This is a genomic window from Streptomyces sp. NTD107, assembly GCF_059510435.1.
Window position 1 is genome coordinate 132,629 of the sequence record NZ_JCAJZV010000009.1, and the last position, 11,168, is coordinate 143,796.

The 11,168-nt window shown below is 71.1% G+C and carries 7 protein-coding genes; all 7 read right to left on the reverse strand.

What is annotated here, in order from left to right; translation table 11 throughout:
- Nucleotides 1–404: 404 nt before the first annotated feature.
- From AC5WRL_RS19405 to AC5WRL_RS19435, 7 genes are read right to left on the reverse strand one after another with little or no spacing between them, the layout of a single operon-like run.
- Nucleotides 405–2,384 (reverse strand): cellulase family glycosylhydrolase, encoded by a 1,980-nt coding sequence (locus tag AC5WRL_RS19405; RefSeq protein ID WP_496089867.1) that lies wholly within the window; start codon nt 2,382–2,384, stop codon nt 405–407.
- A gap of 58 nt (nt 2,385–2,442) precedes the next feature.
- Nucleotides 2,443–4,938, reverse strand: coding sequence for a beta-glucosidase family protein (locus AC5WRL_RS19410; protein ID WP_496089868.1), 2,496 nt, complete (start codon nt 4,936–4,938; stop codon nt 2,443–2,445).
- Complete coding sequence (locus AC5WRL_RS19415; RefSeq protein ID WP_496089869.1) at nt 4,935–5,996, reverse strand: ABC transporter ATP-binding protein; 1,062 nt, start codon at nt 5,994–5,996, stop codon at nt 4,935–4,937. The genes AC5WRL_RS19410 and AC5WRL_RS19415 overlap by 4 nt, the downstream gene beginning before the upstream one ends.
- Complete coding sequence (locus AC5WRL_RS19420; protein ID WP_496089870.1) at nt 5,993–7,018, reverse strand: ABC transporter ATP-binding protein; 1,026 nt, start codon at nt 7,016–7,018, stop codon at nt 5,993–5,995. Before AC5WRL_RS19420 ends, AC5WRL_RS19415 begins: the two co-directional genes overlap by 4 nt.
- Before the next feature lie 14 nt (nt 7,019–7,032).
- On the reverse strand, nt 7,033–8,139 hold the full coding sequence (locus tag AC5WRL_RS19425; RefSeq protein ID WP_496089871.1) for an ABC transporter permease: 1,107 nt from the start codon (nt 8,137–8,139) through the stop codon (nt 7,033–7,035).
- 12 nt (nt 8,140–8,151) lie between these two features.
- Nucleotides 8,152–9,144 (reverse strand): ABC transporter permease, encoded by a 993-nt coding sequence (locus AC5WRL_RS19430; protein WP_496089872.1) that lies wholly within the window; start codon nt 9,142–9,144, stop codon nt 8,152–8,154.
- Between the two features lie 29 nt (nt 9,145–9,173).
- Nucleotides 9,174–11,168 carry an ABC transporter substrate-binding protein gene (locus AC5WRL_RS19435; RefSeq protein WP_496089873.1) on the reverse strand — a complete coding sequence of 665 codons (1,995 nt, stop codon included), beginning with the start codon at nt 11,166–11,168 and terminating at the stop codon, nt 9,174–9,176.

Here is an 11,168-nt window from a genome sequence, read left to right on the forward strand (position 1 = left end):
TTTACGGCGACCCCGAAGGGTCATGTCCCGGGGACCCTAGACCTTAGTGTCCGTCAGGTACCCCGTGGGGGTGAAGAGACGCGCATCACGCCGCTGCCCCCGGTGCGGCGGGTGCCGTACCGGGGGCAGCGGTGCTGCGGGTGGTGCGAATGGTGCCGATGGGGTGGGCGTGGCGGTGGCTAGGTCCTGTCTGACAAATGGCGCCGGTCAGGCCCGCGTTGTCTGGTGCAGGGGGGCACCTCCCGGCCGAAGGCTGGGGGCGCATCGCAAGGCGGAGGGACGGCCTCGTAGTGGGCTACTTGGGCGTCTCGACAACGCAGCGAGGTTCCCCCAGGCCCTTGGGGGCCCGGGAGGTGCCCCCTGTGCCAGGCGACGCGGGCCAGGCGGGATTTGTCAGACAGGACCTAGGTGCGGCTCAGGGAGACGTCGGCGAGACAGAAGGTGTACGGCTGTGCCTGTCCGCCGAGCTGGAAGCGCAGCCGGGCCGCGTCCAGTGAGCCGGTCGGGGTGAAGACGTAGGTGTGGCGCTGGTGCTCCCCGGTGATGCGGGGGAAGACGTTCAGCTGGGCGGGATGCGGATAGTCCGGGCTCTCCACGACGGCGCGGATGGTGTGCGCCGCCGTGGCGGTGGTGGCCGCGGTGAAACTCAGGGTGTAGCGGTCGCCGCTGGTCAGCGGGAGGTCGTCCTGGCCGATCAGGGCGTCCCAGGGCTGGCTGGTGCCACCCGCCACGGCCGTGCACAGCTCGCCGCCGGCGGGGGTGCCGGGGGTGGCCGAGCCGATCGGGTACCAGGGGGCGAGGCCGGCCGTGAAGTCGCCGTTGGTCAGCAGCTCCGTTCCGGTGCCCGGGCCGCTGTCGCCGGCCGGCTCGAAGAGTACGGCGTCGGCGATGGTGTAGCCGGGGCTGTCGGCCGAGATGGTCAGATTGTGGCCGGCGCCGGCGGTGAAGTCGTACGTGCCGAGCAGGCCCCAGTCACAGCCGCCGGTGCGCTGGTCCACCGTCAGGGCGGCGGTGCCGCCGGCGTGCTTGATGCTGATGGGTGCGGCGGCGGTGCGGTTGCTGTGGGGCGACCACCACAGATAGACGTTGTAGCGGCCCGAGGCGGGCAGGTCGGGGGTGAAGGTCGCGGTCTTGTCGGACGCGGTGCCGCTGCCGTCGTGCTTGTAGTCGGCGCCGTAGAAGCCGTGCGCGCTGGTGGCGGTGGCCCAGCCGCCGCTGTCGGAGTAGCCGGGTGAGGCGTTGTCGACCACGGTGCCGGTGCGGGACGGCGGGACGCCGAGGTTGTCCTCGACCCCGTCGGGGTTGTCGGCGCCGGGCTGGTTGTGGTCCTTGAGCTGTCCCAGCCAGTCCTTGATGAACTGGCCCTGGTGGGCGCCGCCCAGCAGGTTCCAGTTCTTGTCGAACATCTGGGGCTTCCAGTAGTTGTCGAAGACCCAGGCGGTCCAGCTGATCTCCGGCCGGGCGTCCAGGTAGTTGCGCAGCCCGTTGCCCCAGCACAGGGTGGTGCCCTGGGTGACGGCCGGGTCGGTGAACTCACCGGCCGGGTTCCAGCCGAACTCGGTGAGGATCACCGGGATGGTCCGCGCCGCGTTGCCGAACCGCTGGTCGAGGTTGGCGGTGCTGGAGGGACCCTGGTTGGGGTAGAGGTGGTAGACGTACGCCATGTTGGGGTCGGCGATGGGGTCGGCGGCTGCCTCGTTGACCATGGTGGACCAGTTGGGGCTGCCCATCAGGATCAGGTTGTCCGGGGCCACCTGGCGGATGGAGTCGACCACGGGGGTGATGTAGCTCTTCCAGGTCGCCCAGTTGTTGGGGGCCAGCGGCTCGTTGTACACCTCGAAGATCACATTGGGGATCCCGGCGTACTTGGGGGCCACGAAGTCCCAGAACTCCTTGACGATGGACTGCGGTACGCCGCCGGCCGTGTCGCCGTAGTTCTGCACCCGGTGGAAGTCGACGATCACGTAGATGCCGAGGTCGATGGCCTGCTGGACGTACGGGTCGATGTGCCGGGCGAAGTTCTCCGCCAGCGGCAGGGAGTCGTTCGGCGCCCATTCGGTGACCGGCAGCCGCAGCACCCGGCTGTTCCAGCCGGCCGTGGCGTCCGCCGACATGTCGATGAGTTCGGAGATCGGCTTGGGGTTGCAGTCGCCGCACTCGGCGTTGTGGCGTGGGGCCAGCACCGAGACGCCGCGCAGGGTGACGGGGCGGCCGGCCTCGTCCCGTATCTGGTTGCCGTCGACCTTCAGTTGCTGGATCTGGGCGGCGGCGGCCGGCGCGGTGGGGTGGTCGGCGCGGGCGGTGGTGGCGGGCAGGGCGAGGAGGGTGAGCGGGACGGCGAGGGCGGTCAGGGTTCTCAGAAGCTTCTTCGCTGTACTGAGCACGCGGCTCTCCTTGGACTGACGCTGCTGTTTCGGTGGGGGGTGGTGCCGTGCGGTGCGGTTATGCCTCCTTCGCGATCGTCAGGTCGACGGCCAGGGGGAGGTCCCGGCTGTCGAAGCCGAGGTGGGCCCGGAAGGTGCCGGGTTCGGTGTGCCAGCCGCCGTCGGCCCAGTGCTGGAAGGCGCGGTCGGGCAGCGGCAGGGTCACGGTGATCTCCTCGCCGGCCGCGGCGCGTACCGGTGCGAAGCCGGCCAGCCAGCGCACCGGGCGGTCGATGGCCGACCCGGGCCGGGCGAGATAGACCTGGAGGACCTGCTTGCCGGGGCGCTGCCCGGTGTTGCGTACGGTCGCGGTCAGCTCGGTGCCGGTGGCGGTGCCGGTGGCGGTGACGCCGGTCAGCTCCCAGTCGGTGTAGCCCAGGCCGAACCCGAAGGGGTACGCGGGTTCGGTGCCGGCCTTGAGCCAGGCGCGGTAGCCGATGTGGATGCCCTCGCCGTACACCAGTCGGCCGTCCGCCGGGGTGGTGGAGAGCACCGGGACGTCCGCCTCGGCGGCCGGCCAGGTGGTGGGGAGCCGGCCGCCGGGCTCGCGCAGCCCGAGCAGCACGTCGGCGAGGGCGTGGCCGTACTCCTGGCCGCCGAACCAGGTGAGCAGGATCGCGGCGACCTCCTCGCGCCAGGGCAGCAGCACGGGGGCACCGGAGTTGACGACCACGACGGTACGGGGGTTGGCGGCGGCGACGGCGCGGACGAGTTCGTCCTGGCGGCCCTGGAGGGCGAGGGTGGTGCGGTCGAAGCCCTCGCTCTCCACCTCGGCGCTGGTGCCGACCACGACGACGGCCACGTCGGCGGCGCGGGCCGCGGCCACCGCGTCGGCGATCAGCCGGTCTCCGTCCGCGGTGACCAGGTCGAAGCCGGCCACCAGGGTGACGCCGGACTCGGGGCCCTCGCGGTCGGGGATGGTCAGCTCGACGGTGAGGTCGAGCGCGGTCCCGGCGATCAGGTCCACGGCGGCGGAGGCGATCGGCGGGGCGACCAGGCCGCCGCCGAACTCCTCCCCGTGGTGGGTGAGTTCCTCGGCGATGGCCTCGGTGCCGTCGATCAGCACGCGCAGCGCACCGGCGGTGGCGACGCCGATCCGGGCCGGGCCGCTGTGCGCGGGGGTGTAGCGGGTACGCAGTTCGACGCGGGTGGCGTCGGCGAGCCGGGCGGTGCCCAGACGTACCAGGTTGGCGTCCCGGCGGCGTTCGTCGATGAGGACGGTGCCGTCCGCGCGGCGGGCGATGAGCCGTACGCCGCGCTCGCCGCTGACCGGGTCGGTCAGCTCGGTGCCGGGGAACGGGGCGATGCCGCGCTGCGCCTCGGCGCCCAGGTGCCAGCTGATGTCGGCGCCGGGCAGCGCGGCGCGCAGGCCGTCCAGCGGGGAGATCACGTGGTCGGGCTCCACGGAGGCACTGCCGCCGCCCTGGGTGCGGGCCAGGTAGGCGTTGTGCCCGATGACGGCGACCGAGCCCAGGGCCGCGGGCACCCAGGGGAGTTCGGCGGCCTCGTTGCGGACCAGGACCATGCCCTCGGCGGCGGCCTCGCGGGCGAGCGCCGGGCCGTCCTCGGCGGGCGGCGGGTCGGTGACGGCGGGCGCGAAGCCCTCCAGGGCACCGACCCGGGCGGCCAGCCGCAGCAGCCGCTCGATCTTCTCGTCGATCGCCGCCTGGGGTACCCGGCCGGCGCGTACGGCGTCCACCAGCTTCTCACCCCACGGCCCGTCGGGTCCCGGCATCACCAGGTCCTGCCGGGCGAGGGCGGCCGGCTCGGTGGTGCGGGCGGCCCACCAGTCGGAGACGACGACGCCGTCGAAGCCCCATGCGCCGCACAGTGGCTCGGCGAGCAGCGGGTTCTCCGTCATGGTGTGGCCGTTGACGGAGTTGTAGGCGGACATCACCAGCCACGGCCGCTCCCGCACGACGGTGTCCTCGAACGCGGCGAGATACAGCTCGCGCAGGGTGCGTTCGTCGATGCGGGCGTCGTAGGTGAAGCGGTCGGTCTCGGAGTCGTTGGCGACGTAGTGCTTGGGGGTGGCGCCGACCCCGCCGGCCTGCACGGCGCGCACATAGGCGGCGCACAGCCGGGAGGTGAGGAGCGGGTCCTCGGAGTACGCCTCGAAGTGCCGGCCGCCCAGCGGGCTGCGGTGCAGGTTGATGGTGGGGCCGAGGACGACGTCGGCGCCCATCCGGCGGGCCTCGACGGCCAGGACGGCGCCGTAGCGGTGCGCCAGGGACGGGTCCCAGGAGGCGGACAGGGCGGAGGCGGAGGGCAGGTTGAGGGCGGAGAACCGGCCGTCCCAGCTTTCGCCGCGGATGCCGCTGGGGCCGTCGGAGACGACGATGCGGCGCAGTCCGATGGCGGGTTCGGGGTGCAGGCTCCAGCTGTCGGCGCCGGTGAGCAGCCGTACCTTCTGCTCCAGGGTGAGCCGGTCGGCGAGGGTGCGCAGCGCTTCGCCGGTGGCGGCGGTCGCTTCGGTGGTGGCGGCGGCGGTGGTGGCGGTGGGGCGGGGCGTCATGGTGTCGGGGCTCCTGTCGGTTCGACGCCGGTCAGTTCGAGTTCGGTGCGGCGGTGGCAGGCCGTGAGCCTGCCGTCCTCGCCGCTGAGTTCGGGGGGTGCTCCGGCCACGTCGCAGACGCCGGGGACGGCGTAGCCGCACCGGGTGTGGAAGGAGCAGCCGTTCGGCGGGTGGGCGGGGTCGGGCAGATCGTCGGTGAGCCGGACGCGGCGTCCGGTGTCGCGCAGCCGGGGGTCGGGCCGGGGCACGGCGGACAGCAGCGCCTCGGTGTACGGGTGGTGCGGGCGGCCGTAGAGCTGTGCGGTGTCGGCCACTTCGGCGATCTTTCCCAGGTACATGACGGCGACGCGGTCGCAGACGCTTTCCACCACGGACAGGTCGTGGGAGATGAAGAGGTAGGTGAGGCCCAGCTCCTCCTGGAGGTCGCGGAGCAGGTTGAGGATCTGGGCGCGGACGGAGACGTCGAGCGCGGAGACGGGCTCGTCGGCGATGACCAGGCGGGGGCGGACGATGAGGGCGCGGGCGATGTTGACGCGCTGCCGTTCGCCGCCGGAGAAGGCGTGCGGGTAGCGGTGCAGATAGCGCGGGGAGAGGCCGACGCGGCGCAGCATGGCCGCGACCCGGTCCTCCAGTTCGCTGCCGGTGGCGATGCCGTACGAGCGCAGCGGGTCGCCGATGATCTGGAGCAGCGTCATGCGGGGGTTGAGGGAGGAGAAGGGGTCCTGGAAGACGACCCGGACCTCGCGCCGGTAGGCGCGCAGCGCGTTGCCCGACAGGGTGGCCACGTCCACGACGGTGCCGTCCGCGCGCCGGTAGGCGACGCGCCCGGCGGTGGGGTCGAGGACGCGGGCGAGTGAGCGGCCCAGCGTCGTCTTGCCGCAGCCGGACTCGCCGACCAGGCCGAGCGTCTCACCCTCCCGCACGGCCAGGTTGATGCCGTCGACGGCACGGAGGTGGCCGACGGTGCGCCCCAGCAGGCCGCGCTTGACCGGGAAGTGGACCCGTACTCCTTGGATGTCGAGCAGCGGCGGGGCGGTCGGGGGCGGCGGCGCGGTCATGCGGGGGCTCCTTCCGGCTGCGGGGCGTGCAGCACGCAGCGCACCCGGCGGTCGGGGGCGGTACGGATCTCGGGCGGCTCGGTGGTGTCGCACACCCCGGGGCGGGCGCGGTCGCAGCGTGGGTGGAAGGGGCAGCCGGCGGGGCGTTCGGAGGGGTGCGGGACGTTGCCGGGGATGGTGGTGAGGCGCTGTCCGGTGCCGGCGCCCATCCGGGGTACGGAGCCGAGCAGGGCGCGGGTGTACGGGTGCTGGGGGTCGTGGAAGATCGCGTCGACGGGGCCCTGTTCGGCGACCTTGCCGAGGTACATGACGACGACCTCGTCGGCGATCTCGGCGACCACGCCGAGGTCGTGGGTGATGAACAGCACGGACATGCCGGTCTCGGCCTGGAGTTCGCGCAGCAGGTCGATGATGCGGGCCTGGGTGGTGACGTCGAGGGCGGTGGTGGGTTCGTCGGCGATGAGCAGGGCGGGGTCGCAGGCGAGCGCGATGGCGATCATGGCGCGCTGGCACATGCCGCCGGAGAGCTGGAAGGAGTAGGCGTCCATGCGCTGTTCGGGGCGGGGGATGCCGACCCGGCGCAGCAGTCGCACGGCGCGTTCGCGGGCGGCGGCGCGGCTGAGCGGGAGGTGCAGTTCGATGGCCTCGGTGAGCTGGTCGCCGATGGTGTACATCGGGGAGAGCGCGGCCATCGGTTCCTGGAAGACCATGGCGATCTCGCCGCCGCGGATCGCGCGCAGTTCCTCGCCCCTGGGGTCGAGGGCGGCGAGGTCGAGGGGGGTTTCGCGGTGCGGCGGGTGCCAGTTGATGGTGCCGCCCTCGATGCGCCCGGGTTCGTCGACGAGGCCGAGGACGGAGCGGGCGGTCATGCTCTTGCCGCAGCCGGATTCGCCGACGACGCAGACGATCTTGCCGCGCGGCACGGTGAAGCTGACGCCGTCGACGGCGCGTACGGTGCCGTCCTGGGTGTGGAAGTGGGTGGTGAGGCCGGCGATGTCCAGCAGGGGGGCGTTGGCGTTCATGGGCGTGGCACCCGCTATTTCTTGTAGGGGTCGGCGGCGTCGCGCAGTCCGTCGCCCGCGAAGTTCAGGGCGAGGACGGCGAGGATGACGGCGAGGCCGGGGATCATCAGCCAGGGGGCGGTGGACAGGACGCGGATGTTCTGGGCGTCCTGGAGGAGTACGCCCCAGCTGACGACGGGGGCCTGGAGGCCGAGCCCCAGGAAGGACAGGGCGGTCTCGGCGAGGATCATCCCGGGGATGGACAGCGACAGGGACGCGATGAGGTGGCTGGAGAAGGACGGCAGCAGGTGCCGGAAGATCACCCGGGGCTGCCGGCAGCCGTCAAGACGGGCCGAGGTGACGAAGTCCTCGCCGCGCAGGGAGAGGAACCGGCCGCGTACGACGCGGGCGAGGTCGGTCCAGCCGATGATGGCGAGGATGACGGTGATGGCGAAGTACCGCTGGACGGGGCCCCAGTCGTAGGGCAGGGCGGCGGCCAGGCCCAGCCACAGCGGCAGGGTGGGGATGGACATGAAGAACTCGACGAGCCGCTGGATGACGGTGTCGGTCCTGCCGCCGAAGTAGCCGGAGACGCCCCCGAGTACCACGCCGAGGGCGAAGGCGAGGGCGACGCCGACCAGGCCGATGGTCATGGAGACCCGGGTGCCGTGGATGAGCAGCGACAGCAGGTCGTGGCCGGTGCGGTCGGCGCCGAGCAGATAGAACGGGGCGCCGGGTTCGGTGGGGCCGATGAGGTGGCGGTCGAAGGGGATGAGGCCGAGGATCTTGTAGTCCTCGCCCTTGACGAAGAAGCCGAGGGAGACGCGCTGTCCGGGGTCCTCGGTGTAGGTCTGCTCGTAGGTGTCGTTGTCGATGGTGGCGGTGTAGCCGTTGACGTAGAGGCCGTCGCCGTCGAGGTGGAGGGTCTGGGGCGGGGCGTAGGTGTAGTCGCCGTTGAAGTGTTCGGTGCCGAAGGGGGCGAGGAATTCGGCGAACAGCGCGACGAGGTAGAAGGCGAGGGTGACGACGGCGCCGGCCATGGCGAGCTTGTGGCGGCGGAACTTCCACCGGATGAGCTGCCACTGGGAGGCGGTGTAGCGCTTGTCGGTGTCCGGGCGTTCGGTCGTGGTTTCGGCTGACATGGTGGCGGCCCCCTACCGCTGTCCGAGCCGGACCCGCGGGTCGAGCCAGGCGAGCAGGATGTCGGACAGGAGTGTGCCGATCACGGTCAGCACACTGATGATGAGGATGATCGAGGCGGCCAGGTACATGTCCTGGCTGCGGAGCGCGCCGAGCAGCAGCGGCCCGGTGGTGGGCAGGGACAGCACCTGGGAGACGATGACCTCGCCGGAGACCAGCCCCGGCAGCACCCAGCCCACGGTGGACACGAACGGGTTGAGGGCGACCCGCAGCGGATATTTGCGGACCAGCCGGGCCTCGCTCATGCCGCGGGCGCGGGCGGCCACCACGTACGGCTTGCGGAGTTCGTCGAGCAGGTTGGCGCGCAGGATCCGGATGAGGCCGGCGGTGCCGGCGGTGCCGAGCACCACGATCGGCACCCACAGATGGCCGAGCAGATCGAGGAATTTGCCGAGGTTCCAGGCGGCGTCCTCGAATTCGGGTGAGAAGAGGCCGCCGACGCTCATGCCGAACACGCTGTGGCCGAGATACATCAGCAGCAGGGCGATCATGAAGTTGGGGATGGCGAGCCCGAGGAATCCGAGGGTGGTCGCCAGGTAGTCGCCGGCCGAGTACTGGCGGATCGCGGAGTAGATCCCGATGGGGAAGGCGATGAGCCAGCCGGCGAGGAGGGTGGTGAGGGCCAGCAGGATCGTCATCGGCAGCCGGTCCATCACCAAGGAGGAGACGGTCTTGCTGTATTCGAAGGACTGACCGAAGTCACCGTGGAAGAGGATGTTGCCGATCCATTTCAGGTACTGCTCGTGGATCGGATCGCCGAGGCCGTACCGTTCGCGCAGGGCGCTCATCTGGGCGACGTCCATGCGTTCGCCCTGGTTCTCCATCCGGGCGACCATGGTGGTCAGGAAGTCGCCCGGCGGCAGTTGGATGATGGCGAAGGCCACCACCGATATCCCGAAGAGGGTCGGGATCATGTAGAGGCACCGTCGTGCCACGTAGCTCAGCACCGCAGACCGTCCCGTTCAGCTTTCGGATGTCAGGCGTCGAAGAAGTACTGCTCGGGGTTGGTGACGCCCGGGTAGGGGAATTTCCCGGCGAAGTAGGTCTGCTGGACCATGTTGCGTACGTGCTCGCCGACGATGCCGTAGCCGGGCAGGGCGGTGGAGACGCCGATGGTCCAGAACTGTTCCTTGGCGATGGCCAGGACGTCCCGCATCAGGGCGTTGCGGCGGTCGCGGTCGGGTTCGGCGGCGATCCGGTCGTGGTAGATGCGGTACTGCTCCTTGGCGGGCTCGGGCGGCTCCTGGCCCTGGGCGCCGTCGCTCGACAGCCAGCTGAACCATTCGGGGCAGAATGCTGAATTGTCGCCCCATTCCGGCATGAAGAAACCGGGGGTGTTGACGGTGTCGAGGCCGCCGTCGCCGTCCCAGACCAGGGCCTGGTGCTCGTTGGCCTGGATGAGCTGGATGCGCAGCGTCTCGTCCTCGTTCTGCACCCGCATGTCGACGCCCACGGAGCGCCAGCCGGGGCGGATCAGCTCCAGGGCGTCGGCGAGTTCCGGCTTGCCGGCGCCGGTGCCCACCAGCACCCGGAAGGAGATGGGCTTGCCGTCCGGGCCCAGCCGGAAGCCGTCACCGTTGCGCCGGGTCCAGCCGGTGCGGTCGAGGTATTCGTTGGCGAGGTCGAGGTCGAACTCGGTGTACTGCTTGGCCATCTCCTCGTCGAACAGTTCGGATTCGCGCAGCGGCGCCACCTGCCAGGGCTCGCCCTGCCGGGCGTGCACGGTGGTGATGAGCTCGGGCCGGTTGATGGCGTGCGACAGCCCGATCCGGAAGTCGCGGTTCTGGAACACCTCCCGCTTGGCCGGGTCCTGGCAGGTGAGGTTGAACATGATGGTGAGCGTGTTGAGTTTGTCGGGGACGAGGTCGAAGAAGCGGTAGCCGCCGGCCTCGCGTTCGGCGGCCAGCACCGGCTTGTTGCGGGTGGTGTTGACGTGCCGGTCGAGCAGGTCGATCTCGCCCCGGAGGACGTTGAGCAGCAGCACCTCGGCGTCCTGCACCATGCCGAAGTCGATGCCGTTCAGGTACGGCAGCTGGTTGCCCTCCGTATCCACCTTCCAGTAGTAGGGATTGCGGGTGAAGCGCATGGTGGTGCCGTCGCCGACCGCCGAGGTGGGCAGCCAGGCGTGCAGCCGGGGCAGCCGCGGGTTGGTCCACAGGGCGCCGGCGTACATGGCGTCCTGGAGCAGTTCCATGGCGCCGGAGTAGTCCAGGTCCTTGGCGGCCTGTTCGGCGTCGTCGGCGTAGTCGGGGTGGAACCGGCTCAGGTAGTGCTTGGGCAGCCGGGTGAGGATGTCGGTGGGCCCGCCGGCCAGTTGCTCCAGGAACAGGGCGCGGGGCGCGGGGAAGACGAACGCGACGGTGAGATCGTCGATCCGCTCCAGGCGGGCCGGTTCGCCGTCCACGGCGAAGTGTCCCGGGGTGTCGGGGACGATGCTCTTGTTCATGGCGATGTCGTGGAAGGCGAACAGCACGTCGTCCACCGTGAACGGCTCGCCGTCCGACCACTTCATGCCCTCCCGCAGCACGAAGGTGAAGCGGGTGGCGTCCTCGTTGACCGTCACCGATTCGGCGACGTTGGGCACGGTGGTGGACCAGTCCAGGTCCCAGCGCACCATGTTCTCGTAGCCGAGGGTGTACTGGAGCCGGAAGGTGTCGCCGGCGCCGATCAGCGCGTTGCGCCAGGTGCCGCCGTACCGGCCGATCCCGTCCACCGGGGTGACCACCATGGGCGTGGCGGGGAGGCGTTCGGCCAGCGGCGGCAGCTTGCCCTCGTCGACGAGCCGCTTCAGCTCGGGGGCCTCGCCCTCGGCGTCCCCGGCGTGCCCGCCGCCGTCCTTGTCGCCGCCCGCCGGGGAGAGGCTGCACGCGCTGAGCGCGCCCAGCGCCGCGGCGCCCAGGGTGACGGCGCCGCCGGCGGCGAGGAATCTTCTTCGGTCGATGGGCCAGGACTTACGCGTCATTGCGTTCAT